General features: G+C 73.8%; 25 protein-coding genes. 10 read left to right on the plus strand and 15 right to left on the minus strand.

The features are described from left to right. Positions 1 to 14 precede the first annotated feature (14 nt). Together ACFYYW_RS22290 and ACFYYW_RS22295 are read left to right on the plus strand one after the other, a co-directional pair. On the plus strand, positions 15 to 632 hold the full coding sequence (locus ACFYYW_RS22290; RefSeq protein WP_352329069.1) for a pentapeptide repeat-containing protein: 618 nt from the start codon (positions 15 to 17) through the stop codon (positions 630 to 632). A gap of 137 nt (positions 633 to 769) precedes the next feature. Beyond that, on the plus strand, positions 770 to 2,674 hold the full coding sequence (locus ACFYYW_RS22295; RefSeq protein ID WP_387651003.1) for a hypothetical protein: 1,905 nt from the start codon (positions 770 to 772) through the stop codon (positions 2,672 to 2,674). A gap of 20 nt (positions 2,675 to 2,694) precedes the next feature. Here the strand turns inward: ACFYYW_RS22295 and ACFYYW_RS22300 are convergent, their stop codons facing one another. The 3 genes from ACFYYW_RS22300 to ACFYYW_RS22310 form a co-directional block, all read right to left on the minus strand. Next, positions 2,695 to 3,687, minus strand: a complete 993-nt coding sequence (locus tag ACFYYW_RS22300; RefSeq protein ID WP_387651004.1) for a hypothetical protein — start codon at positions 3,685 to 3,687, stop codon at positions 2,695 to 2,697. Then, positions 3,677 to 4,210, minus strand: a complete 534-nt coding sequence (locus ACFYYW_RS22305) for a copper resistance protein CopC (protein WP_387651006.1) — start codon at positions 4,208 to 4,210, stop codon at positions 3,677 to 3,679. The genes ACFYYW_RS22300 and ACFYYW_RS22305 overlap by 11 nt, the downstream gene beginning before the upstream one ends. 106 nt (positions 4,211 to 4,316) lie before the next feature. Continuing rightward, positions 4,317 to 4,880, minus strand: coding sequence for a hypothetical protein (locus ACFYYW_RS22310; RefSeq protein WP_387651007.1), 564 nt, complete (start codon positions 4,878 to 4,880; stop codon positions 4,317 to 4,319). A 76-nt stretch (positions 4,881 to 4,956) separates the two neighbouring features. Here ACFYYW_RS22310 and ACFYYW_RS22315 point away from each other — a divergent pair, with 76 nt between their 5' ends. Then, positions 4,957 to 5,259 carry a hypothetical protein gene (locus ACFYYW_RS22315; protein ID WP_387651009.1) on the plus strand — a complete coding sequence of 101 codons (303 nt, stop codon included), beginning with the start codon at positions 4,957 to 4,959 and terminating at the stop codon, positions 5,257 to 5,259. On the opposite strand, the gene ACFYYW_RS22320 is transcribed toward ACFYYW_RS22315, so the two are convergent. The 3 genes from ACFYYW_RS22320 to ACFYYW_RS22330 all read right to left on the minus strand — a co-directional run bounded on the left by ACFYYW_RS22320 (position 5,226) and on the right by ACFYYW_RS22330 (position 7,709). Next, a complete protein-coding gene (locus ACFYYW_RS22320; RefSeq protein ID WP_387651266.1) occupies positions 5,226 to 6,191 on the minus strand; it encodes a fatty acid desaturase family protein in 966 nt (321 codons plus the stop codon). The genes ACFYYW_RS22315 and ACFYYW_RS22320 overlap by 34 nt on opposite strands. Before the next feature lie 224 nt (positions 6,192 to 6,415). Continuing rightward, the gene (locus ACFYYW_RS22325) at positions 6,416 to 6,841 is read right to left on the minus strand and encodes a nucleoside deaminase (RefSeq protein WP_387651011.1); all 426 of its coding nucleotides are present in this window, start codon (positions 6,839 to 6,841) and stop codon (positions 6,416 to 6,418) included. Next, positions 6,828 to 7,709 (minus strand): LLM class flavin-dependent oxidoreductase, encoded by an 882-nt coding sequence (locus ACFYYW_RS22330; RefSeq protein WP_352328239.1) that lies wholly within the window; start codon positions 7,707 to 7,709, stop codon positions 6,828 to 6,830. The genes ACFYYW_RS22325 and ACFYYW_RS22330 overlap by 14 nt, the downstream gene beginning before the upstream one ends. A gap of 95 nt (positions 7,710 to 7,804) precedes the next feature. Here ACFYYW_RS22330 and ACFYYW_RS22335 point away from each other — a divergent pair, with 95 nt between their 5' ends. Beyond that, positions 7,805 to 8,263: an Lrp/AsnC family transcriptional regulator gene (locus ACFYYW_RS22335; RefSeq protein ID WP_352328238.1), complete on the plus strand. Its 459-nt coding sequence runs from the start codon at positions 7,805 to 7,807 to the stop codon at positions 8,261 to 8,263. A 36-nt stretch (positions 8,264 to 8,299) separates the two neighbouring features. Here the strand turns inward: ACFYYW_RS22335 and ACFYYW_RS22340 are convergent, their stop codons facing one another. From ACFYYW_RS22340 to ACFYYW_RS22360, 5 genes are all read right to left on the minus strand, one after another. Beyond that, on the minus strand, positions 8,300 to 9,439 hold the full coding sequence (locus ACFYYW_RS22340; protein ID WP_387651013.1) for an FAD-dependent oxidoreductase: 1,140 nt from the start codon (positions 9,437 to 9,439) through the stop codon (positions 8,300 to 8,302). A 25-nt stretch (positions 9,440 to 9,464) separates the two neighbouring features. Next, the gene (locus ACFYYW_RS22345) at positions 9,465 to 11,033 is read right to left on the minus strand and encodes an MFS transporter (RefSeq protein ID WP_352328236.1); all 1,569 of its coding nucleotides are present in this window, start codon (positions 11,031 to 11,033) and stop codon (positions 9,465 to 9,467) included. Between the two features lie 85 nt (positions 11,034 to 11,118). Then, positions 11,119 to 12,504, minus strand: coding sequence for an FAD-binding oxidoreductase (locus ACFYYW_RS22350; RefSeq protein ID WP_387651015.1), 1,386 nt, complete (start codon positions 12,502 to 12,504; stop codon positions 11,119 to 11,121). A 46-nt stretch (positions 12,505 to 12,550) separates the two neighbouring features. Beyond that, the gene (locus ACFYYW_RS22355) at positions 12,551 to 12,811 is read right to left on the minus strand and encodes a hypothetical protein (protein WP_387651017.1); all 261 of its coding nucleotides are present in this window, start codon (positions 12,809 to 12,811) and stop codon (positions 12,551 to 12,553) included. A 69-nt stretch (positions 12,812 to 12,880) separates the two neighbouring features. After that, on the minus strand, positions 12,881 to 13,771 hold the full coding sequence (locus ACFYYW_RS22360) for a hypothetical protein (protein ID WP_387651019.1): 891 nt from the start codon (positions 13,769 to 13,771) through the stop codon (positions 12,881 to 12,883). A 247-nt stretch (positions 13,772 to 14,018) separates the two neighbouring features. Between ACFYYW_RS22360 and ACFYYW_RS22365 the strand changes: the two genes are divergently transcribed. From ACFYYW_RS22365 to ACFYYW_RS22385, 5 genes are all read left to right on the plus strand, one after another. Next, entirely contained in the window at positions 14,019 to 15,734 is a 1,716-nt protein-coding gene (locus tag ACFYYW_RS22365) for an exo-alpha-sialidase (protein WP_387651269.1), read from the plus strand. A 246-nt stretch (positions 15,735 to 15,980) separates the two neighbouring features. Then, positions 15,981 to 16,775, plus strand: coding sequence for an ABC transporter permease (locus ACFYYW_RS22370; RefSeq protein WP_387651021.1), 795 nt, complete (start codon positions 15,981 to 15,983; stop codon positions 16,773 to 16,775). Next, positions 16,772 to 17,515, plus strand: coding sequence for an ABC transporter permease (locus tag ACFYYW_RS22375; RefSeq protein WP_387651022.1), 744 nt, complete (start codon positions 16,772 to 16,774; stop codon positions 17,513 to 17,515). The genes ACFYYW_RS22370 and ACFYYW_RS22375 overlap by 4 nt, the downstream gene beginning before the upstream one ends. Positions 17,516 to 17,606: 91 nt before the next feature. Continuing rightward, a complete protein-coding gene (locus ACFYYW_RS22380) occupies positions 17,607 to 18,575 on the plus strand; it encodes an ABC transporter substrate-binding protein (protein WP_387651024.1) in 969 nt (322 codons plus the stop codon). Then, positions 18,572 to 19,915, plus strand: a complete 1,344-nt coding sequence (locus tag ACFYYW_RS22385; RefSeq protein ID WP_387651026.1) for a flavin-dependent oxidoreductase — start codon at positions 18,572 to 18,574, stop codon at positions 19,913 to 19,915. Before ACFYYW_RS22380 ends, ACFYYW_RS22385 begins: the two co-directional genes overlap by 4 nt. A gap of 77 nt (positions 19,916 to 19,992) precedes the next feature. Here ACFYYW_RS22385 and ACFYYW_RS22390 read toward each other — a convergent pair whose 3' ends face one another. From ACFYYW_RS22390 to ACFYYW_RS22400, 3 genes are all read right to left on the minus strand, one after another. Beyond that, positions 19,993 to 20,898: a DUF2382 domain-containing protein gene (locus ACFYYW_RS22390; RefSeq protein WP_387651027.1), complete on the minus strand. Its 906-nt coding sequence runs from the start codon at positions 20,896 to 20,898 to the stop codon at positions 19,993 to 19,995. A 105-nt stretch (positions 20,899 to 21,003) separates the two neighbouring features. Next, a complete protein-coding gene (locus tag ACFYYW_RS22395) occupies positions 21,004 to 21,639 on the minus strand; it encodes a hypothetical protein (protein WP_387651029.1) in 636 nt (211 codons plus the stop codon). 14 nt (positions 21,640 to 21,653) lie between these two features. Continuing rightward, positions 21,654 to 22,199, minus strand: coding sequence for a DUF4142 domain-containing protein (locus ACFYYW_RS22400; protein ID WP_352327982.1), 546 nt, complete (start codon positions 22,197 to 22,199; stop codon positions 21,654 to 21,656). Positions 22,200 to 22,382: 183 nt separating this feature from the next. Here ACFYYW_RS22400 and ACFYYW_RS22405 point away from each other — a divergent pair, with 183 nt between their 5' ends. Beyond that, positions 22,383 to 22,832 carry a pyridoxamine 5'-phosphate oxidase family protein gene (locus ACFYYW_RS22405; protein ID WP_387651030.1) on the plus strand — a complete coding sequence of 150 codons (450 nt, stop codon included), beginning with the start codon at positions 22,383 to 22,385 and terminating at the stop codon, positions 22,830 to 22,832. On the opposite strand, the gene ACFYYW_RS22410 is transcribed toward ACFYYW_RS22405, so the two are convergent. Beyond that, the gene (locus tag ACFYYW_RS22410; RefSeq protein ID WP_387651032.1) at positions 22,829 to 24,292 is read right to left on the minus strand and encodes a methyltransferase domain-containing protein; all 1,464 of its coding nucleotides are present in this window, start codon (positions 24,290 to 24,292) and stop codon (positions 22,829 to 22,831) included. The two genes, ACFYYW_RS22405 and ACFYYW_RS22410, sit on opposite strands and share 4 nt — an antisense overlap. Between the last annotated feature and the right edge of the window lie 103 nt (positions 24,293 to 24,395).

Below are 24,395 nucleotides of genomic sequence, written 5' to 3' on the forward strand. Positions count from 1 at the left end.
GCTAGTTTGTTCGCATGGCCGACCGTAAGCACGGGGTGCCCGCGCCCCCGATCGAGACGACGATCCACGCCGACGACTGGGACAGGACGGAGATCGCCGGTGAGACCTTCCACCGGGTCCTGTTCCAGGGCGTCGACCTGACCGAGCTGGTCGACCAGGGGGCCTCGTTCGAGGAGTGCACGTTCCGGAACGTGCGGCTCAACGTCTCCACCCACGAGGACGCGCGCTTCCTCAACTGCCTGTTCAGCCGGTGCTCCCTGTTCGACGCCACGTTCAGGGGGTGCAAGCTGACCGGCAGCATGTTCGACGGCTGCACCTTCGGGCTGCTGAAGGTCGACGGCGGCGACTGGTCCTACACCGGGCTGCCCGGCGCCGACCTGCGCGGCAGCGCCTTCCACGGCGTCCGGCTGCGCGAGGCCGACCTGACCGGGGCCCGGCTCGCCGGGGCCGAGCTGCGCCGGGCCGACCTGTCGGGGGCCTGGCTGCACGGCGCCGACCTCACCGGCTGCGACCTGCGCGGCAGCGACCTGAGCACGCTCGACCCGCACACGGTCACGCTCAAGAAGGCGGTCATCGACCCCTTCCAGGCCACGGTCATCGCCGAGGCGCTGGGCCTGGAGGTCCGCTCCTGAGGCCCCGGGTCATGGAGCTCCGCTCCTGAGGCGCCGGGCCTTGAGGTCCGCGCGTGAGGCGCCGGGCCTGGAGGTCCGCTCCTGAGGCGCCGGGCCTTGAGGTCCGCGCGTGAGGCGGGGTCGGCGATGATGGCGGTGTGCCGATCGCCGATCTCAACGACGCCGAGCGGGCCGTGGCCGCCGCGCTCGCCCACGGCCGCGCCGTCGACCTGCGCACCGGCGACCCCGCCGGCGACGACCCCGTCGTGGCCGCGTCCTGGGACGCCGGCCGCACGGTCCGGGGCGAGGTGCTGGCCGGGCTGCTGCTCGGCGGGTTCGACGAGCCCGCCGCCCAGCCGCGGCTGATCCTGGCCGGGGCGCGCATCACCGGCGCGCTCAACCTGGCGTTCGCCGAGCTCCCCTTCCCCGTCACCTTCCAGGGCTGCGCCTTCGACGCCGCCCCCGACCTCTACCACGCCCGCACCCGCTTCCTCAGCTTCAGCGGCTCGCTGCTGCCCGGCCTGACCGCCTCGAACGTCCAGGTCGAGGGCAACCTGCGGCTGGCGGGCAGCCACGTCACCGGCGAGCTGCGGCTGCCCGGCGGCCGGATCAGCGGGAATCTCGTGCTCAACTGCGCCCGCCTGAGCCATCCGGCGGGCACGGCGCTCAACGGCGAGCACCTCGACGTGGCCGGCCACCTGCGCGCCCAGGACGGCTTCGCCTGCCACGGCACGCTCGTCCTGGCCTCGGCCCGGATCGGCGGCGCGGTCGAGCTGGACGGCGCCCGCCTCGACGCGCCGGGCGGCACGGCCCTGGAGGCGTCCAACGTGATCGTCCAGGTCGGGCTGTTCGCGCGGGACATGGAGGCCGACGGCGAGGTCAGCCTGCGCTTCGCCCGCGTGTCCGGCCCGCTCACGTTACGCGGCTCGCGCATCCGGCGGCCGGGCGGGCTCGCGCTGCGCGCCACCGGGCTCAACGCCGAGGCGGGGCTCTTCCTGGCCGGGCTGACGGCCGAGGGGCAGGTGCGCCTCAACCGCTCGGTCATCGGCGGCACCCTCGGCCTGGAGGGCGCGCGGCTGAGCGCCCCTGGCGGCGTGGTGGTCGCCGCCGACGGCCTCACCGTGAACGGCTCGCTGCTGGCCTGGCGGGGGCTGCGCACCGAGGGCGAGTTCAGCCTGCTCGACGCCACGGTCACCGGCCCGGCGCACTTCGAGGGCGCGACCCTGGTCAACCCCGGCGGGGCCGCGCTGTCGGCCAACGGCCTGTCGGTGGGCAAGGTGCTCAACCTCTGCGACGGCTTCTCCGCCCGCGGCCGGATCAGGCTGACCAGCGCCCAGGTCGGCAGCCGCCTGTGCCTCGACGGCGCCACCCTGGCCGCGCCCGGCGAGGTGGCGCTGAAGTGCTGGCGGCTGGAGGCCCGCGAGCTGGCGCTGCGCACGGCCGCGCCGGTCGAGGGGGTGGTGGAGTTACGGTACGCGCGGATCGGCGTCCTGCGTGACGACCCCGCCGGCTGGCCGCGGGCGATGCGCATGGACGGGCTGTCGTACGAGGTGCTCGACCCCATGCTGCCGGCCGCGCGGCGGCTGCGCTGGCTGCGTGCCGACCCCGACGGCTACCTGCCGGGCGCCTACGAGCAGCTGGCCGCGATGTACCGGCGGCTCGGCGGCGACGCCGACGCCCGCGAGACGCTGCTGGCCGGCCAGCGGCAACGCCGCGCCACGCTTCCCTGGTACGCCCGTTTCTGGGGCCACCTCCAGGACGCCACCGTCGGCTACGGCTTCCGCCCCCTGCGCGCGGCGGCCTGGCTGGCCGCGCTGCTGGCCGCGGGCACGGTCGTGTTCGGGCTCGACGTGCCGCCGCCGCTGAAGCCGGGTGAGGCGCCGCCGTTCCACGCGCTGGTCTACACCCTCGACCTGCTGCTGCCGATCATCGACCTCGGGCAGGAGAAGGCCTACAACCCGCAGGGCGGCGCGCAGTGGCTGGCATGGGGGCTCATCATGGCCGGGTGGGTACTGGCCACGACGATCGCCGCCGGTCTGACCCGCTCGCTGCGCCGGACCTGAGGCGGGCGCCCCCGGGCCCGTCAGCACAGTGCCATGGCCGTCTGCCACAGGCTGGGCAGGGCGGCCAGCACGTGGTCGCCGCGGCGGCGCCGGTCGGCGAACGTCTCGGCGCCGAGGTCGGCCAGCAGCTCCTGGAAGCCCTCCTCGTACCCGGCCGGCGCCCCTGCGGCGGCGCGTTTGTCCAGGCAGCGCGCGTACGTGGCGACCAGCCAGAACACCGCCTCCCGGTGCAGCCCGGCGGCGACGAGCTCGCGGCTGCCGTCGATGGCGACCGGACGCGCCTGCGGCGTGATGTCGGAGGTGAAGCGGTAGGAGGGCGCCTCCAGCCCGGCCGTCGCGTCGAAGACCGCCTCCAGGGCCGCCAGGTGCCGCTCCACCCGCTGCCGGGTCATCCGCGCGCAGCCCAGCAGTTCGAGCAGGTGCTCGTGCCAGTCGAGCCGGCCGTGCCCGGCCAGCAGCTCGCGCACGGCGGCGTACCGGCGGCGCACGGTCGGGTTGCGCAGCCCGGCGACCAGCAGGACGTGCGTGGTCACGCCGGTGCCGAACAGCCAGGACGCCACCTGCTCGGGGACGGGCGCGTTCTCGTCCATGGAGTTGATCCAGCCGCGCACCCGGTCCATCGCCTGCGTGCAGCGGGCGATGATCCAGGGCCGCTCGGCGAAGTCACGGGCCACCAGGCGCTGGATCTCGCCGAGCCGCCCGGTCGGGTCGGCCAGCACGCTGGGCAGGTGGAAGCTGCCGGCCAGGTGGTAGTCGCTCAGCACCTCGTGGGTGGAGCCGATGCGGGCGATGCCGGAGACCTCCAGCAGGACGCCCTCGTAGCGGAACTTGCCGATCGCGGGCGGCGGGTCGGCGAGCACCATCACGTCCACGTCGGACGTGGGGCCCAGCTCCGTGCCCGGGGCCGCCCACAGCGCGGACCCGGTCAGGAACGCCCCCTCGAACCCGGGCAGGCGGGCGCCCTCGTCGAGCACCCACTGCCGCGCGAGCTCCCTGGCCCGCTCAACCAGCATCCACGTCCTCCTGGTCAGGGCCGCGGCGCGCGCCCCTGATCAGGAGGACCGCGCCCAGCACGACGAGCACCGCCAGCCCGCCCCAGATCCAGCCGGGGACGCCCGTCGCGGCGGGCCGTTCCTCGACGGGCGAGGGCGCCGCTGCCGGTTGAGAAATAGATCCTTTCATGACGAACGGGATTTCGCCCTCGATCGGATGTCCGTCCGAGGAGACGACACGCCAGGCGATCACGTACGAACCGGGCGCGGGCTGCCGGGGCACGTCGGCGACCACCTTGGGCCCCTCGACGCGGGGCTTGCCGACCTCGACGGCCTTGCCCGCCGCGTCGTGCAGCACGACGAAGGGGAACTGGACGTGGGCGTTGAACTCCAGCTCGATCCGCTCGATCGCGGACAACTGCGCGTTCTTGGCCGGTGAGCTGCTCTTGAGCGTGTCGTGGGCGAGCGCCGCGGTGGACGGCAGCAGCGCCAGGAGGGCCGCGCAGGCGAGCGCGGCCAGGCGGAAGGACCAGGAGGGCTTCATGGGAACTCCGGATGCGGACGGCCGGACCGGCGCCGGGGCGCCGTCCGGGCACAGAAGGGCACAGAAGAGCGAGGACGGGGACGCGTCCTGGACCGGACGCGGCACTTCAGCGGCGGCGCAGCCGCCGGGGTGGTCCTCGCCGGGTGACCGTGCGGCAGGCGGTCCTGCCCATCGGAGTGGGGACGTCGGCGTACGCCGGAGCGCGCCCGCCGGGGCGGCGCGGCTCGCTCGGCACCTCGACCGGCCCGAGCGGCAGCGGTCCGAGGATCGGGGGCGGCGCGGCGGACAGGCGGATCATGAGCCACAGCGCGCGCTCGCCGCGGTGCAGCCACCACGCCGTCAGCGCGGCCACGGTGAGGTGGACCAGCGCCATGGCGGGCGCGGGGTGGCCGTGCGCGGCGGCGGCGCCCGTGGCGGGCGCGAGGTGTTCGAAGAGCTGGTGCAGCACGAGCTGGGTGAGCGTGGTGGCGGCCAGGATCGCCGCGATGCCGCGCTCGCGGCCGTTGATCGTGAGCGCGGCGGCGAGGGCGGCCAGCACCCCGAGCGCGCCGCCCCAGAGCGGGACGGCCCCGCCACCGGCCAGCAGGTGCCCCGCCGCGGACACGAAGTCGCAGACCGTCGCGAACACGACGGCCCGCGACAGACGCAGCCAGACTGACGCGGCGGTCACAGCCGCCATCCTTACACAACCGCCACACTTACCAGGCGGCGCGTTCGGCGTGTCCGTGCCAGGGCAGCGGATTCTGATGGACTTCGCCCGAGGCGACGGGCCGGATCTGGAACTGGTGGTCCGGCAGGAGTTGACCGACGCGGGTTTCGACGTCGAACCGTCCCTGCCGCCGGTCGACGGGGGGCTCACCGTCTGGCTCGATCCGTCCCGCGGGGTGGTGGTCGTCTGGGGTCCGGCCGGCACGGACACCGCGGCCCGCCTGGTGAAGTACGCGACCATCCGCACCGCGGTGCTGCTCGCGCTGCGGATGGTCCTGGCCGCGGCCGGTCATGAGATCCGGGAGGATCAGGAGGGCATGGAGCTGGTGGTCACGTCCTGAGGGGCGCGCAGCGGCGCCCCGACCTCGTGCAGGTGCCGCATCGCCTGGGCCCACGACTCGACGAGCCCGCACTCGGCGTACTCGACGCCGAGCTCGCGGCAGTACTCGCGGACGAGGGGCCGGGCGCGGCGCAGGTTGGCCGAGGGCATGCCGGGGAACAGGTGGTGCTCGATCTGGTAGTTGAGCCCGCCGAGCGCGACGTTCATCAGCCGGCCGCCGCGCACGTTCCTGGAGGTCAGCACCTGGCGGCGGAGGAAGTCCAGGGAGTCCTCGGCGGTGAGCACCGGCATGCCCTTGTGGTTGGGCGCGAACGTGCAGCCCAGGTACACGCCGTAGCAGGCCTGGTGCACGGCGAGGAAGGCGAGCGCCTTGCCGGGCGGCAGCACCGCGAACACCCCCGCCAGGTAGGCCAGGTTGTGCGCGACGAGCAGCAGCCCCTCGGTGCGTCCGCCCTTCACCCTGCGCAGGGCGCGGAAGCCGGCCACCTTCAGGTTCAGGCCCTCGAGGGTGAGCAGGGGGAAGAACAGGAACGCCTGCCACCGGCCGATGAAGCGGGGCAGGCCGCGGCTGGCCTCGGCCTGCCGCCGCGACCAGATGAGGATGTCGGGCGCGACGTCGGGGTCGTGGTCCTCGTGGTTGGGGTTGGCGTGGTGGCGGGTGTGCTTGTCCATCCACCAGCCGTAGCTGAGCCCGACGGTCAGGTTGCCGACCACCAGCCCGGCGATCCTGCTGCGCCGCCGCGACCGGAACACCTGGCCGTGCGCCAGGTCGTGGGCCAGCAGCGTGACCTGGGCGAAGGCGACGGCCAGCAGCGCCGCGACGCCGAGCTGCCACCAGGAGTCGCCGACCGCGGCGAACAGCGTCCACCCTCCGGCGAACAGGGCGGCCACCAGGCCGATCCTGATCGCGTAGTAGGCGGGCCGCCGCTCCATCAGCCCCGCCTGGGCGATGCGGCGCGACAGGTGCGCGAAGTCGCTCCCCCGGGGCGCTGCGCGAGGGGTTTCCACCACGGTCAAGGTTCTCTCCGATGCTGGTGAGCGGGCGTGATCACTCCTCAGCATCGCGGCGGCGGCCTCGCGGCGGACCCCCGCTGTCACCCGTCCTGATGGTGGTGCAGGCCCTACCATCGGCGGCCCCCGGCCGGCGGCCGGGCGGGTCAGCGGTAGTAGCCCTCCAGCGGCGCGCTGGCCTCGGCGTACAGGGCCGGGCCCTCCTGCGGGACGTGCGGCCAGCCGGGGCCGCTTTTGAGGCCGGCGAGCTGCTCGTTCGACAGGGCGTACACCACGCGGCCGAGGCCGGAGCGCTCGATGGCGCCGGCGCACATGCCGCACGGCTGGCAGCTGGTGTACATGGTGGTGGCCGCCGCGACCTCCGGGGTCAGCTCGCGGGCGGCCCAGCGGGCCAGCTTCAGCTCCGGGTGGGCGGAGATGTCGCGGTCGCCGAGGACCGTGTTGTGCTCCTCGGCCAGCACCTCGCCGCCGGGGCCGGCCAGCAGCGAGCCGAAGGGGGCCTCGCCGTTCGCGCGGGCGCGGGCGGCCAGCTCGATGGCGCGGCGCAGCAGGGTCTCGTCATCGGGGGTCATCGTCGTCCTCCTTGGACGGGTCGCGGGATTCGAGGTCCCAGTGGCCGGCCACGGCGGCGAGCGCGTGCCAGGCGGTCTGGGGGTGCAGCGTCTCGGCGGGGTCGCCGGCGAACGGGTCGAGCACGACGGTGTCGGCGCCCAGCTGGCGCAGCGCGTCGAGGTCGGCCAGGACCTGGTCGAGGGTGCCCTCCCCGGCGTGGCGGCCGGGGCCGGTGACCGGCTCGGCGGTCAGCCGCAGCAGGATGCGGGGCGCGAACGCGGGCACGGGGCGGCCGAGCTCGCCGGCGACGTCCGCCAGCCGCCCGGCGGCCTCGCGCAGCCAGGGCAGGGTGTTGCGCAGGGGGTGCCACGCCTGGCCGAGCCGTACGGCGCGGCGCAGCCCGGCCTCGCCGTTGCCGCCGACCCAGAACGGGATGGGCCCGGCGCGGTAGTCGTCGGCGGCGGACCAGGCGGCGCGCATGGCCAGCAGGTGGTCGTCGGTCAGCCGGCCGCGCCGCTCGAACGGCACCCCGAGCGCGTCGAACTCCTGCCGCGCCCAGCCGATGCCCACGCCGAGCACCAGCCGGCCGCCGCTGAACCGGTCGAGGTTGGCCGCCATCCGGGCCATCACCAGCGGATGCCGGTACGGCACGATGAGCACCGAGGTGCCGAGCCTGACCCGCGTGGTGATCCCGGCCAGCCAGGAGAGCGTGGTGAACGGCTCGTAGAAGGGCCCCGGGTACTGCGCGGCGACGTCAGGCGTGATCGCGACGTGGTCGGAGATCATCAGCAGGTCGTAGCCGAGGCCCTCGACGGTCTGCGCCCACCGCCGCAGTGTGGCCGGGTCGGTGCCGGGCCCGAAGTTCGGTACGTTCACGCCGATTCTCATGACACCGAAGGTTATCCAGGCCGTCCCGCCGGGCTGAAGGCCACGCTCACGGTGTACGGCGGGGATCGCCGTGGATCTGCCGGTATATTCGCCGGATGGCCGAGGATCTCGACGACACCGACTGGGCGATCCTGGCGGAGCTGCAACGGGAGGGCCGCCTGCCGCTGACCGAGCTGGGCCGCCGGGTCAACCTCAGCGCCTCGGCGACGACCGAGCGGGTCAGGCGGCTGGAGGCGCTGGGCGTCATCGCCGGCTACCGGGCGGAGGTCGACCTGGGCAAGGTCGGGTTCGGCGTGCTGGCCGTGGTGCGCCTGAAGTATCCCGGCAGCCGGCACGAGCCGCTGCGCCGCCTGCTCGGCGAGCGCCCGGAGATCCTGGAATGCCTGCGCACCACCGGCGAGGACTGCTACACGCTGAAGGTGGCGGCCGGCTCGATGCCCCACCTCGAACGCGTCATCGACGAGCTGGCCCGGTTCGGCAGCACCACGACCAACATCGTCTACAGCCAGACCCTGCCCTACCGGGGCCCGGCGGCCCCGCCCGTACGTCTCTGAGGCGGGGGCGCCGGGGCCTTCCGGAGGGCGGCGGGGTCAGATCGGCTGCAGCGCGGGAGCGGGGCGGGGGGCCGCCTCGTCGCCGTAGATGTGCAGGTCGGCGCGGAAGGCCCGCAGGTACGCCCGCCGGTCGTGGAACGTGGCGGCCAGGGCGTCGCCGTAGTCGATGAGCTGCCGGTGCGCCTGCCGGCGCGGCTCGTAGCGGGCCTGGAGCAGCTTGTCGAGGAGCGGCAGGTCGCCGCCGGCCGCGGAGATGACGTCGGCCAGGATCTCGGCGTCGTACAGGGTGTAGCTCATGCCCATGCCGGTCATGGGATGGCAGGCGAAGGCGGCCGAGCCGAGCAGCGCGGCGTTGCCCCGGTGGTAGGCCCCCACCCGCAGCGACGAGACCCTGATCGGCTGCCAGGCGGCCGCCTGCAGGGAGGCGAAGGCGTCGGTGCTGTCGGTGACGAAGCCCTTCAGCATGTCGGGCAGGCCGGCGGCGCCCCGGCCGAAGACCTCGTCGTCCTGCTCGGGGGGCAGGCCGACGAACACCCTGGCCTGGTCCCTGTCGAGCGGGTAGAGGTAGGCGAGCCAGCCGCCGGAGCTGAAGTAGAGCCGGTTGAGCCGGGCGACGCTGGCGCTCAGCGGCACGGTGGCCACCCGCATCAGCAGCCGGTCGTAGGGCATGGTGACCTGGTCGATGTCGAGCGCCCGGCGCACGGCCGACTTCGTGCCGTCGGCGCCCACGACCACGTCGGCGCGCAGCCGGCTGCCGTCGGACAGCGTCAGCAGCTCGACGCGGTCGCCGTCGCGCTCGACGTGCTCGATGGCGGCGTCGAAGCAGAACTCGACGCCCTCCATCGCGCAGCAGGCGTAGATGAGCTCGACCAGCTCGCGGTAGGGGCGGATGAGGAAGCCCCCGTCGGGGAAGCGGCACTCCCTGATCGGCTCGCCGTCGTGGTAGTAGCGGATGAGGTCGCGCCGCAGGCCGTGGCGCTCGACGAGCTCGGCCAGCCCGTGGCGGGCCAGCACCCGCAGGCCGGGGGGCTTGAGGAAGTCGGCGCCCGCGCTGGGGATCGAAGGTCCCTGCTCGATGACGACGACGCGCTGCCCGCGGCGGCGCAGCAGCAGTGCGAGGAAACAGCCGCCGAGCCCGGCGCCGACGATGGCCACGTCGCACGAGGTGGTTGCCATGACGAGAGCCCTTCTTGAGGTTGAACTAGACGTGCGTGGTTCCGTAGGTCTCCGAGCTCTCTGCCGCCCGGGGCCTCGGGATGTGATCCCTGGGGGTCGTGCGGGTCTCGACAGGCAGCAGCGCGTCGGCCTCCGCCGCGACGGTGGCGAGGGTCATGCGCAGCTCCAGCAGCAGCCGGCGCGGCACCTTGATCATGTCGTCGCCCGGGTCGGTCCGCAGCCGGGTGATCTTCGTGAGTGCGATGGCCCCGATGAACACCGAGATGGCCACGCACATGGCGAGCGCGCCGGCCAGCCCGGCCAGCGGGCCGGTCAGGATGAACGGGTGGTCGATGACGAGGGACACCACGGCGATGCCGACGGCCCCGCCGACCATGCGCGCCATGGTGGCCGCGCCGACGGCGGAGGCGTACTGGCTGGGGCGGGCGGCCAGGGTGGTGGCCACGGAGGTGCCGGGCGCCAGCGCGCCGACGCCCATGCCGACCACGACGCTGGCGATCAGGCCCCACACCGTCGGCCCGGACTGGGTGAGCACGAGCACGCACGCGCCGCCGCAGAGCAGGGAGCCGGCGTAGATCAGGCCGTACGCGCCGATGTGCTTGAGCAGCTTGCCGGCCAGGTAGCTGGTGACGACGACGGCCACCGAGGTGGGCGTCAGCCACATCGCCACCTCCAGCATGGGGTAGCCGAGGTGCAGCAGGTACAGCGGCTGCACGGTGAGCAGCCCGTAGGACAGGGCGCCGAAGAACCAGGTGGCCAGCCAGCCCCAGACGAACTTGCGCTGCCGCCACAACGCCAGGTCGATGGCGGGCAGGCGGTGGTGCCTGGCCTGGGCCAGCGCGCCGCCGAGCAGCGCCAGGGCCGCGACGGCCAGCCACACGACGTCCAGGCCCCAGGCCATGGCCTTGGAGATGGCCAGCACGATCACCGCGATCCCGGCGGCCAGCAGCCAGGCGCCGAGCACGTCCGGCACGCCCTTGGCCGCGGCACGCCTGCCGGACGGGAGCGCGGCGCAGGCGATCAGCAGCGCGACGCCGATGACGACGTCGGGCACGAACAGGGCGCGCCAGTCGACGGTGGCGGCCAGCCAGCCGCCGCCGGCCTGCATGAGCAGGCAGCCGAGCCCGGAGGCCGAGCTCCACAGCGCGATCGCGCCCCGGCGCTGCGACTCGGGCAGCTCGCCGAGCAGCAGCCCGAGGCTGGCCGGGATCATCGCCGCCGCGCCCGCGCCCTGCACCGCCCGCGCGGCCAGCACGAACGACCAGGACGACGCGGCGACGGTGGCGACCCCGCCGGCCACGAAGACCACCAGCCCGAACGCCAGCACCCGGCGGCGGCCGAACAGGTCGGCCCAGCGGCCGGCCGTGGCCAGCAGCGCCGCGATCGGGATGAAGGCGGCGCTGGTCAGCCAGACCAGGTCGCCCAGCGGCATGCCGGCGCCCGCGGGGGTGTAACGCAGCACGCCGACGGCCAGGGTGGTGGCCGTGGTGTCGGCCATCACGGTCAGCATCACGCCCGCGCCGACCAGCCGCAGCATCACGGCGTGACGGCGGGTCACGCCGGTTGCTCTGACGGCCACTGGTGTCTCACGCACTCGGTCCTCCTCGCAAGAAAGCCTCAGGTTCCCCGCCGGCCGGCACACTGCGGTGGGTGCGACCGGCGCGGGGTGGTTCGGGGGGTCAGGCGCCGTAACGGCCGGGAGAGAGCAGGCCGTCCGGGTCGAGAGCGGTCTTGAGCCGGTGGAGCATGCCGAGGCTGGCGGTGCTGGTCTCGGACCAGACGTCGGCGGCGGCGTGGTCGATGTCGGAGCGGTAGATGGCGCAGCCGTGGCCGCGCAGCAGGCAGCTCGCGTCGTTGCGCAGCTGGTGGGCGCGGTGGGCGGCGTCGGCGTCGGCCCGGTCGAAGAAGATCTGGATGACGGCGTTGGCCATGTGCGGGCTGACCAGGTTCCACTCCACCATCAGGGCGATGCCGTGGTTGTCGACCGCGGTCTGCAGGGCGTCGAGGATGCGCTCGGTCTTCCTGGCGTGCAGCGGCATCAGCGGCAGCAGCACGAGGAAGCCCATGCCGCCGGCGTCGATCTGGTCGCAGGAGGTGACGCCGAGCGCGTTGCGCACGCCCTGGCAGGTCGGGATGCCCTGGGCGGTGAGCGCCCTGGTGTAGAGCGGGTCGTCGGGGCCGACGGCGGCGGCGTCGAGCACCCGCAGCGTCTCGCCGCCCTCGACCTCGATGAGCGCCTTGCGCAGCATCTCCTCGGCCAGCTCGACGGTGGCGCCGGTGCCGAGCAGCGGCCCGAGCACGGTGAACCTGCCGGTGTCCACGCCGGCCGGCAGCAGCCAGCCGCCGTCGCGGTTGGGCGCGAGGGCCAGCTCGCGCAGCCGCATGAGCCCGCCTGCCGGGTTGCCGCGGCGCAGGAACCCGGTCATCGCGCCGATCGCGGCGCCCACCTGGTTGCGCCGGATGCGCGCGTGCACGAGCCCGATCGTCTCCGGGCGCGGCACCAGCGAGACGGCCATGGCGGTGACGACGCCCAGGTTGTGCTGGACGAACGCGGCGGTCAGGTCGGGCCCGGCGACCCGGCCGTGGTAGACGCCGGTGGGGTCGAGCCCGCCGGTGGTGATCACGCTGCCGTCGGCGAGCACGGCCTCGATGCCGGCCACGTCCTGGACCCGGGAGCGGAAGCAGCCGTCGCCGCGTTCGAGCGCGTTGCCGATGACCGAGGTGTCGGCGCAGGAGGCGGTGACGTTGAGCATCCACGGCGTGTCCCGCAGCGCCTCGGCGAGCTGGGCCTGGGTCACGCCGGGCTCGATGACGGCGTAGCCGGCCTCCAGGTCGAGGCCGCGGATGCGGTTCATCTGACTGAGGTCGACGACGACGTTGTCCTCGGTGACCGGCAGCGCGGAGCCCATGCCCCAGTTCCTGCCGGTGCTGACCGGGTACAGGCGGCTCTTGCTCACCATGGCCCGGCGGACGAGGGCGCGTACCTCGTCCAGGGTGTGCGGGGTCTCGGTGCCCGCCAGCGAACGCGGTCGGTGGGCGCCCACGTCACGCGGCCGCAGATCCACTCGCGATAGTCCCTGCATGGCTCTCCTCGGGGGATGCGATATCACGTCAGGCGGTGTGCTGGAGGAGGTCGTCGATGGAGCCGATGGCCTGGGTGGACATCTCCCTGATCTCACGCAGCCGCTGCTCGGTGAACGCCTCGTAGGGCGCGGGCGGGACGGCGGCGGGGGCGGGGAAGTCGAGTGAGCCGCGCGGCGCGGCCTGCATGGGCACGTCGTGCGGGCCGTAGGGGTGGCGGCGGGCGCGGGTGCGTTCGGTGTCGGACGACTCGTGCCGGACGAGCGCGGGCAGATGCGGTGGGGTTCGCATGACGGGAGCTCTCCTACAGGGTTCGTACGGGTTGTGCGTGCTGCCGTCCGGGGAGCGGCACGCGGGTCGTCACGTGCCCTCCTGGTGGCCGGAGCGGGGGATGACGGCCGTGGGGGTCGCCCTCGGCACGCCGTGGTTGATGACGCTGGCGGCGATCCGGCGCTCGGTCAGCCCCATGTGCGGACGGGGCGTCCCGGCCGGGCGTACGGCGGCCGTGCCGCGGATGATGGAGCTGGCGTGCACCCACCGGCGGGTCTCGGCCAGCACCTCGCGCTGCGCCCTGGGCAGGTCGCCGTGGGCGGCGTAGTGCTCGCACACGGACCACGCCAGGGCGCGGGCCATGATCAGGTGCTCTTCGCAGGCCGCGGCCACCTTCGACTCCAGCCCGACCACCTGGGCCAGGAGAAGTTGCAGGTGGGCCAGGCCGGAGCTGCGGTCGAACCCGTCGAGCTCGGCCAGCCGGGCCGGCCAGCGCAGCCGCCGCTCGACGGCGGCGCGGGTCGCGGCGGCGACGTCGGCCGCGGTGCGGCCGCGCGGGTCCTCGCCCTCCAGTTGCACGGCCCGCTGCGCGGTGTGCTCGAAGTCGGACAGGCGCTTCAGCCCGCTCTGCAGCAGCCTGATGCGGTTGTGCAGGCAGGCGGCGCTCCAGCCGAGCACCAGCAGCCGGTCGCTGTCGGCCTCGCAGTGCCAGCCGACGAGGCTGACCTCGCGGGCCATGCGGTGGTGGAGCACCCAGGCCTCGCGGGGGTCGACGTGGACGGGGGCGTCGATCCACACCTGCAGGCCGCCGGGAGGCAGCTCGCCGACGCCGACCTCGACCCCTTCGGGGGCCACCCTGGCGCAGATGCGCTGGACGACCTTCTGCTGCGCCGCCGTCTCCGGCGCCACCGGCGCCGGGTCCGCCGCCCAGACCGGCGGCACGCGCTCGGGGGCGACTCGCGCCCTGGGCTCGATGCTCATCTGAGGCCACCTCCAGACCCGAAGGTCCCTCCTACGTAAATTGACACTTAATCCTGCAGCTCTGATCCTCGGGTCGCGGCCCGTCGCTGTCAACTGACACTTAACGAATACCTATCGGATCCACGCTTGGCAACCCTGGGACGCAGGTGAAACAAGGGGCCGGAGGGGGCAGAGACAAGGCATGGCCTCGCCCGTCGCGAGGCGGCCGCCCGCGAGCGGCCACAAGAGGAAGGAGTCCCCGGTGGCGATGCCCAGAGCCGCGCTGGCGGCGGTGTTCCTGGCCGCCGGGCTGCCCGCGGCCCATGGGGTCACGCACGCCGGCGAGACGTTCTGCCGTCTGCCGGAGTTCACCGGCAAGTCGGTTCCGGAGGGGCCTTACCTGATCGACACTGATGTCTCACCGCGGTGGATTTACCCGTACCCGACGCCGGCCGAGCGCGAGCCGTCGTCGGAGCAGCGGCTCGACTTCGCCGGGTTCCCGAGCGTGGCGGCGCTGGACACGGTGGGCCGCGACGGCGCTCCGGTCAGGAAGCTGCTGGTCACCTACGCCACCAACGTGGACAAGGTCGTCACCCTCTCCAGCGAGTCGGCGACCTCCGACGACGGCGGCGTCACGTTCGGCCCGAGCAACCCCACGCCGCTGCGGGAGGCGCCGATCGAGCTGCGCGACGGCCGGCTGCTGGCCCTGGAGTACTACCTGCGGCGCTCCGGGCCGGGCACCGCCAAGCTGGGCGTGCTGTCCGCCGCCTCGGCCTCCGCCTCGGCCCGCGACGAGAGCTGGGTGCGCTGGGACGCCACGGTCTCCTCCCCCGACGCCGCCGCCTCCGGCGGGGCCGCGCACGGCCTGCCGATCCAGCTCGCCGACGGCACGATCCTGTTCACGGCCTACATCCGCCAGGGCGACACCGAGTCCTACCAGCCGGAGGTGTTCGCCAGCGACGACGGCGGCCGCACGTTCGCCAGGCGCGGCGTGATCGCGCCGCCCCAGGGCCCGTTCGTCTACAACGAGGCCGCCCTGGCCCAGACGCTCGACGGCTCCCTGCTGGCGGTGCTGCGCCGGGACGGCGAGCCGCCGTCCACGCTGCACCAGAGCCGCTCCTCCGACGGCGGCCGCACCTGGTCGCCGGTCCGGCCGCTGCGCATCGACGGCCAGGACTGCCTGGTGCGCGGCGTGGCGCCGCGGCTGCTGCTGATGCCGGACGGCGTGCTCGTGCTCAGCGCCGGGCGTCCGCACAACTGGCTGGCCATCGCCCCCGACGGGATCGGCGAGGAGTGGCGGCAGCAGACGGTGACGTACCGCAACAGCGACGGCGTGCGGGACGTGCACGGCTCCTCGGGCTACACCGCCGTGGCCGCGGTCGGCCCGCACCGGCTGATCCAGGTGTTCGACAACTGCAAGCTGCCCGGGGTGCGCCCCGACGGGCTGCTCAACGAGACGGCCTGCCCGGCCCACGGCAAGTTCGAGAACGGCGGCTGGTACGCGATCAAGCGCCGGCTGTTCACCGTCACGCCCCCCGGCCCCGACCTGCTCGACCTGGCCGCCCTGTACCGCCGCGGCGCGCTCACGGTCGAGACCGACTTGCGGTGGACCCGCCCCGGCCGGCCGCGCACCGGCCCGGCGGCCGCCTTCGACGGCAGCACCGACTACTGGTCCAGCGCCGTCGCCGCCGGCCCCGGCCGGTACGTCCTGCACCTCGACCGCCCATACGCGATCAACCGGATCGGCCTCAGCCTGCGCCCCGGGTACCCGGCCGGCGCCCGCGTGTACGTCTCCGCCGACGGCCGCTCCTGGGGCGAGCCCGTCGTCACGGTCGAGGACCGGACCGACTACGCCATGCGCTACCACACGGTGGCCCGCACCGGCCCGCACGTCATGATCGTCACCGAGCCGACGGACGACTGCGACGCCGAGATCGGCGACTCCTGCAGCATGCTCAACGAACTCGAACTCTACGGACGCTGAACCCGGCCGGAAAATGCGCATGATCCGGCGGGCCGAAATGGCGGGAGTTCACGGAATGTGACGCCGGACCCGGCGGACTTCTCGTGACCGGAGTTTTCCCGGCCGGGCAGAAAGGCGCGGCTCGGTTACTGTGACTTCCGTTCCGCTCTGCCCGCCTTCCGGCCTGCCGCGGTGACGAATGGCCGGACCGATGTTCCGGAGAGCCGATAAATTGCCGCCCCATTCCCCCGGCGCCGAGGCGTCGCCGTGCGCCTGATCCCCTCCCGCCCCTTCGACAACGCCGTCGTGTGCGGCGTGACGGGCACCGTCGCGCTGCTGTGCGCCGCCGAGGCGGCCGGCCGCCTCGGGCTCGTCTCCCAGCTGGAGCTGCCGCTCGCCTCGGCGGTCCTGGCCACCGCCGCCGGGCTCGCCGCCGACCCCGCGTTCCTGGCCGACGTGCTGGCCACCTGCGGCGCGTGGGCGCTCGGGCTGCTGACCGCCGTGGCGGTGGCCGTGCCCGCCGGGCTGCTGCTGGGCAGCCTGCCGCCGGTCGAGCGGGCCCTGCGTCCCGTCCTGGAGTTCCTGCGGCCCATCCCCTCGGTGGCGCTCATCCCGCTGGCCGCGTTCGTCTTCACCGGCCGGCTGGAGACCGAGGTCGCGATGATCGTGTACGCCGCGACCTGGCCCGTCCTGCTCAACACCATGTACGGGCTGCGCGAGGTCGACCCGCTGGCCAAGGAGACGATGCGGGCCTTCGGCTTCGGCCCGCGGGCCGTCCTGTGGCGGGTCAGCCTGCCGAGCGCGGCCCCCTTCGTGGCGACCGGCGTGCGGGTGGCCGCGGCCATCGCCCTGATCCTGGCCGTCAGCACCGAGCTGCTGGCCGGCGCCGGCGGCATCGGCCACTTCATCATCGTGGCCGAGAGCAGCCCGGACGGCCTGCGGCTGACCATCGCCGCCACCCTGTGGGCCGGCGCGCTCGGCCTGCTCACCAACGCCCTGCTCGCCCACGCCTTCCGCCGGCTGCTGCGCTGGCACACGACGCTGACGGGAGCGGCACGATGATCAGATCCGTGGCCCGGCTGTGGGCCGTGCCCGTCGTCGTGGCCCTCTGGGAGCTGGCCACCAGGGCGGCGGGCAACCCCTACTTCCCGCCGCCGTCCACGATCGCGCTGCGCCTGCGCGAGCTGTGGATCACCCGGACGGCCCTGGACGACCTCTCCCACAGCCTGGGCCGGCTGCTGACCGGCTGGGTGCTGGCCGGCGTCGCGGGCGTGGCGGCCGGGGTCGCCATGGGCCGCTCGCCGCTGCTGTCCAGGTTCGTGGACCCGGCGGTGCAGTTCTGCCGGGCGCTGCCGCCGCCCGCGCTGCTGCCGGTGTTCCTGGCGCTGTTCTCGACCGGCACGCTCATGCAGGTCGCGGCCATCGCGTGCGGCATCGTCTGGCCGGTGCTTCTTAACGCCGCCGACGGCGCCCGCAACGTGGACCGGCTCCACCTGGACACCGCGCAGGTCTTCAGGCTGTCGGCCGGGCAGCGCCTGCTGCGGGTCGTGCTGCCCGCGGCGGCCCCGAAGATCCTGGCCGGGCTGCGGCTCAGCCTGTCGCTCGCGCTCATCCTCATGGTGATCGCCGAGTTCTTCGCCACCGACGGCGTCGGTTTCCGGTTGCGCGCCGCGCAGCGTTCCTTCGACCTGCCGGGCATGTGGGCGGCCGTCACCGTGCTCGGCGTTCTGGGTTATCTGCTCAATCAGGTTTTCCTGGTTCTGGAACGCCGGTTGGTGGCGCATTATGGCGCGACCGAATGAAGCCGCCCGGGAATGCGGAAGATTGCCGGACGGCTGTTCCTTTTCCCCGGCACGCTTTTGTTCGCGAACTCGACTCTCTGGGAGCGTTTTCATGCGTCTGTTACTCGCGGCGGTCGCCCTCGCCCTGGCGATGACCGGATGCGGCGGGGCGGATCCCCGGCCGTCGTCCGGCGGGCCGGAGAAGGCCGTGCTGAACCTCGGCATGCTGGCCCTTCCCGAGGTCGCGCCCGTGCAGATCGCCATCGACAAGGGGTTCTTCGCGGCGGAGGGGCTGACCGTCAAGCCCGTCGTGATCCAGGGCGGGGCCGCCGCGATGCCCGACCTGATCAGCGGCAAGCTCGACGTCCTGCACAGCAACTACGTCTCGGCGATCCTGGCCGCCGCGCGCGGCGTGGGCCGGTTGAAGGTCGTCGGCGACGCCTACGCGGCCAAGCCTGGCAACTTCGTCCTCATGACGCGCAAGGACTCGCCCGTCACAAGGCTGGCCGACCTCAAGGGCAGGAAGGTCGGCGTCAACACCCTCGGCAACGTCGCCACCCTGGCCGTGAGCGCGCTGCTCAAGCCCGCCGGCGTGGCGCCCGCCGACATCACCTTCGTCGAACGGCCCTTCCCGCAGATGGCCGGCGCCCTGGCCAACGGCGACGTGGACGCCGCCGTGCTGCCCGAGCCGTTCTGGCAGACCGCGGCCGCCACCAGCGGGGCGCGCAGCCTGTCGGACCTGTTCACCGGCGCGACCGCCGACTTCCCGATGGCCGGTTACCTGACCACCGAGGGCTTCGCGGCCGACAATCCGCGCACGGTGGCCGCCTTCCAGCGCGGCCTGCGCAAGGCGGTGGACGTGGCGATCGCCGACCCGGCCCAGGCCAAGGCCGCGCTGCTCAAGTACACGAAGATCGACAAGGCGACGGCCGACCTGATGACGCTGGGCGGCTACTCCACCACCGTCGAGAAGGCCCGGTTGCAGCGGGTGGCCGACGTCATGCTGGAGTTCAAGGGCAACGGCTACCTGGAGGCGCCGTTCGACGTCTCGGCCCTGCTCCTTCCCGGCGGCTCCTCATGACGGGCCTCGCGGGACGGCGTCCGAAGCGGGTGGTCATCGCCGGGGCGGGCATCGCCGGGCTCACCGCCGCCCTCAGCCTGCACGCGGCCGGCATCACGGACGTGACCGTGCACGAGGCCGTCAAGGAGATCCGGCCGCTCGGCGTGGGCATCAACCTGCTGCCGCACGCCGTGCGCGAGCTCATCGAGCTCGGCCTGGGCGACCGGCTGGCCCGCGTCGGCGTCGAGACGGCCGACCTGACCTTCGTCACCCGGCGCGGGCAGCGCATCTGGACCGAGCCGCGCGGCCGGGCCGCGGGCCACGCCTGGCCCCAGTACTCGATCCACCGCGGCCGGCTGCAGCTCCTGCTCCTCGACGCCGTACGCGAGCGGCTCGGCCCGGACGCCGTGGTGACCGGCTCCCCCGTCACCGGCCTCGACCACGACGCCGACCTGCTCGTCGGCGCCGACGGCATCCGCTCCGGCGTCCGGGCCGCGCTGTTCCCCGGCGAGGGCGAGCCGTTGTGGGGCGGTCACGTGTTGTGGCGCGGCACGTCGCGCGCCCGGCCGTTCCTGACCGGCCGATCCATGATCATGGCAGGCGACGGTACCCAGAAGATCGTCATCTACCCCATCGCGCCGCCGGACCCGGACGGCACGCAGCTCGTCAACTGGGCCATCCAGCACCGGGCCCCCGAGACCGTCCCGAGGGGCGACTGGAACCGGGAGGTGGAGATCGGCAAGTTCCTGCACCACGTGGCCGACGTGCGCTCCGACGCCCTCGACATCCCCGGTCTCATCGCCTCGGCCGACAAGGCGTACGAGTACCCGCTGGTGGACCGCGACCCGTTGCCGTACTGGTCGTCGGGGACGGTGACGCTGATGGGCGACGCCGCGCACCCGATGTACCCGACGGGGTCCAACGGCGGCACGCAGGCCGTCATCGACGCCCGCGTGCTGGCCCACGCGCTGGCCACCGGCCAGGGCCTGGAGTTCTACGAGAGCCGGCGGCGGCCGGTCACGAACCGGATCGTGCTGGCCAACCGCGAGGACGGGCCCGAGGTCGTCCTGAGGCTGGTGCACGAACGCGCCCCCGACGGGTTCGCCGACATCGAGGAGGTCATCCCCAGGGACACGCTGGAGAAGATCGCGCTGCACTACAAGCAGCTCGCGGGCTTCGAGCCGGCCACCCTCAACGCCCGCCCCAGCTGGTCGGTCCCCCCGGACGCCAGGCAGGGGCCGGTTCCCTCGGACGCCGGCCACGAGCCGGTTCCCCTGAACGCCGGCCATGAGTCGGTTCCTCTGAACGCCGGCCACGAGTCGGTTCCTCTGAACGCCGGTCAGGCCGACGGCGCGTCCTGACTGCCGGGCGCCCCCGCATGCGGGCGTGGTGAGGCGGGGGCGCGTGGGCGCCCCCGCGTGGGACCGGGTGCGGTCTCCTACCGCTTGGGCGGGAGGTCGTCCCCGCGGTTGCGGTTGCGGGTGTGCTCGCGCGCGTCGCCGTCCTCGTCGACCTCCAGGCGTTCCCTCCTGACCTGGCCCTCGACGGTCTCCTCGTGCTCGACGCGCTCCTTGTGCACGCGGATGTGCTCGACCGGCCTGGTCTCCTTGCCGATCACCGGCCGCTCCTCGTGCAGGGTGATCTGCTGCTCGTCCTCGCCGATCTCGTACGTGCCGGGCTCGCCGTCCCTGATGGGCTCGCGCTCGATCACGACCTCCTCGTGCGCGAGCGGCACCCTCTCCTGGACGTTCTCGGTCTCGACGTACTTGCGCAGCCGGACGTGCCCGCTCTCGCGGCTCTCCTTGCCGATGTGGAGCTGCTCCTCGGACGTGGTCATGTCGATGTCGCGGTCGCCGACGTCCCGGCCGCGCATCCGGCCCGGCTGCCCCGGCTGGCCCATCGCGCCTGCCTGGCCGGTCGGCGGCTGGCCGGTCATGCCCGGACGCATGCCGCGTTCCCCGGCCGTGCGGGGCTCTCCGGTGGCCCGCTCGGCCTGCCGCTCCCCCGCGGCGGGCGAGCGCTGGGACGGGATGGTGGACGGCTGCATGCCGTAGTACCGGTAGAGCTCGGCCTCCTCCTCCAGCGACAGGCGGCCGTCCACGTCGATGTTGGGCGCGCCCTTGATCATCTCCTTGTCGAAGGGGACCCTGATCTCGTCCCCGGAACGGCGGGCGTTGGCCAGCGGCACGAAGGTCTGCTTCATGCCGAAGAACCCCGTGCGCACGGTCACCCACTCCGGCTCGCCGGTGCGGTCACTGAGGTAGACCTGGCCCACCTTGCCGATCGACTGTCCGTCCGACCCGATCACATGGCACTCGAGCAGGCTCCGGATCTCTGTTTGCATAGCCACGACGATCCCCCCGATTGTTCGTCCTGGTTCAAAAAGGACAAATACCCCAGAGAGTCGCATTTGCACACATGGGTCGGCCAGTCTTTGCCATGGACAGGCCTACGGCGGAGGCACGCCGCGGCCCTCCCGGGAGCCCGCGTAGGCGGCCCGCCGCAGCCTGGCCGTCCATCCGGCCGGACGCAGGCAGGGGGCGCTGTTGAGCACGGGGTCGAAGGTCAGGTCCGCACCGGGCAGCGCGGTGTGCAGGCGCAGGCGGGCCAGGTAGCGACCGCCCGCCCACAGGTGGAACAGCAGCGGGCCGCGGGCCAGCGCGCCGGGCAGCAGCGCGGGATCGGCGGGCACGCGCTCCCCCTCCGGCCGGGCGACCAGCCGGTACCGGCCGGTTCCGTACACGTACGCCGTGAGGCTGGAGTACGGCCCCGACGTGAAGGTGCGGCGTGGCACCGGCACAGGACCCGCGCCGGTGGACAGCAGCAGGTCCACCCCGTTCGGCAGGCGCACGGCCAGCCCCAGCACGTCGGGCAGCCGGCCCGGCAGGGACAGCCCCTTGGACAGCCGGGCCCGCACCTCGTGCTCGCCCGGCTCCCCCAGCGGCGCCGCCTCGACCGTCAGCGTGCCCGCCAGGAGCAGCCCGCGCCGGTGCAGCGCGCGGCCGTGCCGGAGCCCGGCCAGCACGCGCGCCGCGACGCGGGCGAAGGAGTCGAGCGCGGGCGGAGCGCCCGCGCCGTCGGGCATCGCCGACGCCCCCGTCAGTAGTCTTCCTGCGCCTTCTTCAGCGCCTTGAGGTGCTCCTGCAGCGTCGGGGACGCGGACTTGGCCAGCGCCACCACCGCCGGCGAGGAGCCCTTGGAGATCTCCTCCTTGGTGGCCTCGATCGCCGTCTTGTGGGCCTTGACCATGCCGACGACGAACTCCTTGTCGAACTCCTTGCCCTTGGCGTCCTGCAGGCGCTTGGCCAGGGCGGCCTGGGCGGAGTTCGGCGCGGCGGGCAGCTGGATGGCGAGCTGGCTCGCGGTCTCGGTCACCTTCTTGTCGAACTGGGTGTGGTCGTCGACGAGCATCCGGCCGATCGACTTGACCTGGTCGGTGGCGCCCTTCTTCTCGGCCAGGCGGCCCGCCTCGATCTCGGCCAGGTTCCCCTGGTGGATGGCCGCCATCCAGGTCCTGTCCTGCTCGGACGGCTGAGCGTCGGTCCGCGGCGCCAGCCCCGCGGTGTTGGTGGTGGCGCTTTCGCCGCACCCGGACAGGGCGACGACGGCCGCGGCGGCCAGCAGCATGGTCAGACGAGTACGCATGAGGTTTCCTATGACATGGTGACACTTCTCCGACACAGAGAGTAACCAGACGCTCACGACTTCCCCCTCAGGCGCGCCGCGTCGCACCCCCTGGGCGGGAGTCGCGGGCCGCCGCCGGGAGCCGTCATCATGTTGACGGACGTGCCGCGGCCGACCCGGCCGCCGAAGAGTGCGAGGAGAAGGATGACGCCACCGGCCCGATCACCGGAGCAGCGCAAGCGGGACACGCTCGACCGGCTCGAACACGACGTCGACGTCTGGGTGGCCACGGCGGGCGACGGCGGCCCGTACATGACGCCGCTGTCGTTCCTGTGGGACGGGCACCGCCTCCTGCTCTCCACCGCCGACGCCACGCCCACGGCCCGCAACCTGCTCGACGGCGGCACCGTGCGCCTCGGCCTGGGCCTGACCAGGGACGTCGTCCTCATCCACGGCACCGTGACCGCGCAGCCGGCCGCCACGATCCCCGGCGACGTCGGCGACGCGTTCGCGGTGAAGACCGGGTTCGACCCGCGGGTGTCGCGTGGCCCGTACACGTACTTCTGGGTCACGCCGGTGCTGGTGCAGGCGTGGCGCGAGGTCAACGAGCTCGCCGGGCGCGACCTCATGCTCGACGGGAAGTGGGTCGTCTAACCGAACCCCAGCACCAGCGTGGTGTGCCGCTTCACGATGACGAACTCCCGTCCCGGGCCCCGGACGGCCCGGCCCTCGGCCACAGGCCTGTCGAAGGCAAGGCCCTCCGGGGCCGCGCTTTCCGGGGCTGGGTTGCGGTAGGCGGTGAGGCGTAGGTCGGTGGTGCGGGGGCGGCCCGCGGCGGCCCATGCCCTGACGTGCGCCGCCAGTTCCTCGGCCAGCGCCGTGCCGCCCGGCCCGTACCCTTCGGCCACCAGTTCGGCGCGCCCCGGACCACCCGCCGCGGCCGCCGGATCGGCGGCGTCCGCGTTCCGCACGGACGGACCGGAGGCGTCGGGGTTCCGCCCGGACGGACCGGAGGCCTGGGAGGCGCTGGAGGCGAGTACGGCGATGGCGGAGCCGTCGGTGAGGCCGAAGGTGCCGCCGTAGCCGCCGTACCGGTTGCCGCCGAGCATGCACCAGCGCGGCTCGTGCAGCGCCAGCCACAACGCCACGTCGGCGCCCGCCTCCGCGAGCGGATCCCGTCCCGCTGGCGTGCCCGCCTCCGCGAGCGGATCCCGTCCCGCTGGCGTGCCCGCCTCCGCGAGCGGGTCCCGTCCCGCTGGCGGGATTGTCGTCGTGAGCGGGTCCCGTCCTGCCGTCGGGTCCGCCGTCGGGGGCGGTTGCGGGAGGGGGTCGGGCGAGGTGACGGCGACGTTCGTGGGGGCGGTTTCCAGGGCGGTCACGAGGTCTCCCAGCTCGCGCGCCACCGGGAGCGCCAGCCACAGGTCGGGGTCGCGGCGCAGCACGACCACCGACTCCGGCCCGGCGGACGGCCCCCGCAGGCGCATGAACCCGCAGGGCGCCACCGTACGTCCGGCCCAATGGCCGCCCGTACGTTCCAGCGCCACCGAGACCTGCACCCCGCGCAGGTCGAGCGGCACCACCAGCCGCCCGCCCGGCGCGAGCTGGTCGAGCCAGGCGGGAGCCAGGTCCCACACGCCGACGGTGGCGATCACCCGGTCGTACGGCGCCGCCGCGGCGAACCCCTCGACCCCGTCCGCGCACACCACCTCGACCTGCGGGAATCCGGCGACCGCCAGGTTGCGCCGGGCGTCCCGCACGACGCCGGCGTCGAGGTCGAGGCTCACCACCCGCCCCTCGGGCCCGGCCAGGCGCGCCAGCAGCGCCGCGTTGTAGCCGGTGCCCGCGCCGATCTCCAGCACCCGATGGCCGGGCTCCACACCGAGCTGCCCCAGCATGGTCGCCATGACGGACGGCTGCGACGACGAGCTGACCGGCAGCCCGTGCTCGTCCCGCCGGGTGACGATCGGCACGTCGCGGTAGGCGGTGCGGGGGTCGACGCCGGGCAGGAACAGGTGGCGCGGCACCGCGAGCAGCGCGTCCGCCACGTCGTCGGCGATCTCCTGGCGCTCGCGCAGGCCCGCGACCATGGCCTGCCTCAGCCGGACGGCGTCCATGCCGCGATTGTCCACCGGCCGGGGATTCACGGTAAAGAAAACGCCAAGGAGGGTTGGGCTCCGGGATGAGGGGAATGGCAGGCAACTTCTGTACGTCGACCGT

This window comes from Nonomuraea sp. NPDC001831, assembly GCF_042892035.1.
GTDB lineage: Bacteria > Actinomycetota > Actinomycetes > Streptosporangiales > Streptosporangiaceae > Nonomuraea.

Bases quoted from the DNA above. Each gene is read 5' to 3' on its own strand.
- ACFYYW_RS22340 (WP_387651013.1), bottom strand. From the start codon at position 9,439: ATGGCAACCACCTCGTGCGACGTGGCCATCGTCGGCGCCGGGCTCGGC.
- ACFYYW_RS22365 (WP_387651269.1), top strand. From the start codon at position 14,019: ATGCCCAGAGCCGCGCTGGCGGCGGTGTTCCTGGCCGCCGGGCTGCCC.
- ACFYYW_RS22300 (WP_387651004.1), bottom strand. From the start codon at position 3,687: ATGCTGGTTGAGCGGGCCAGGGAGCTCGCGCGGCAGTGGGTGCTCGAC.
- ACFYYW_RS22375 (WP_387651022.1), top strand. From the start codon at position 16,772: ATGATCAGATCCGTGGCCCGGCTGTGGGCCGTGCCCGTCGTCGTGGCC.
- ACFYYW_RS22325 (WP_387651011.1), bottom strand. From the start codon at position 6,841: ATGACCCCCGATGACGAGACCCTGCTGCGCCGCGCCATCGAGCTGGCC.
- ACFYYW_RS22330 (WP_352328239.1), bottom strand. From the start codon at position 7,709: ATGAGAATCGGCGTGAACGTACCGAACTTCGGGCCCGGCACCGACCCG.
- ACFYYW_RS22305 (WP_387651006.1), bottom strand. From the start codon at position 4,210: ATGAAGCCCTCCTGGTCCTTCCGCCTGGCCGCGCTCGCCTGCGCGGCC.
- ACFYYW_RS22400 (WP_352327982.1), bottom strand. From the start codon at position 22,199: ATGCGTACTCGTCTGACCATGCTGCTGGCCGCCGCGGCCGTCGTCGCC.
- ACFYYW_RS22395 (WP_387651029.1), bottom strand. From the start codon at position 21,639: ATGCCCGACGGCGCGGGCGCTCCGCCCGCGCTCGACTCCTTCGCCCGC.
- ACFYYW_RS22385 (WP_387651026.1), top strand. From the start codon at position 18,572: ATGACGGGCCTCGCGGGACGGCGTCCGAAGCGGGTGGTCATCGCCGGG.
- ACFYYW_RS22315 (WP_387651009.1), top strand. From the start codon at position 4,957: ATGGACTTCGCCCGAGGCGACGGGCCGGATCTGGAACTGGTGGTCCGG.
- ACFYYW_RS22390 (WP_387651027.1), bottom strand. From the start codon at position 20,898: ATGCAAACAGAGATCCGGAGCCTGCTCGAGTGCCATGTGATCGGGTCG.
- ACFYYW_RS22380 (WP_387651024.1), top strand. From the start codon at position 17,607: ATGCGTCTGTTACTCGCGGCGGTCGCCCTCGCCCTGGCGATGACCGGA.
- ACFYYW_RS22290 (WP_352329069.1), top strand. From the start codon at position 15: ATGGCCGACCGTAAGCACGGGGTGCCCGCGCCCCCGATCGAGACGACG.
- ACFYYW_RS22405 (WP_387651030.1), top strand. From the start codon at position 22,383: ATGACGCCACCGGCCCGATCACCGGAGCAGCGCAAGCGGGACACGCTC.
- ACFYYW_RS22360 (WP_387651019.1), bottom strand. From the start codon at position 13,771: ATGAGCATCGAGCCCAGGGCGCGAGTCGCCCCCGAGCGCGTGCCGCCG.
- ACFYYW_RS22335 (WP_352328238.1), top strand. From the start codon at position 7,805: ATGGCCGAGGATCTCGACGACACCGACTGGGCGATCCTGGCGGAGCTG.
- ACFYYW_RS22320 (WP_387651266.1), bottom strand. From the start codon at position 6,191: ATGGAGCGGCGGCCCGCCTACTACGCGATCAGGATCGGCCTGGTGGCC.
- ACFYYW_RS22355 (WP_387651017.1), bottom strand. From the start codon at position 12,811: ATGCGAACCCCACCGCATCTGCCCGCGCTCGTCCGGCACGAGTCGTCC.
- ACFYYW_RS22410 (WP_387651032.1), bottom strand. From the start codon at position 24,292: ATGGACGCCGTCCGGCTGAGGCAGGCCATGGTCGCGGGCCTGCGCGAG.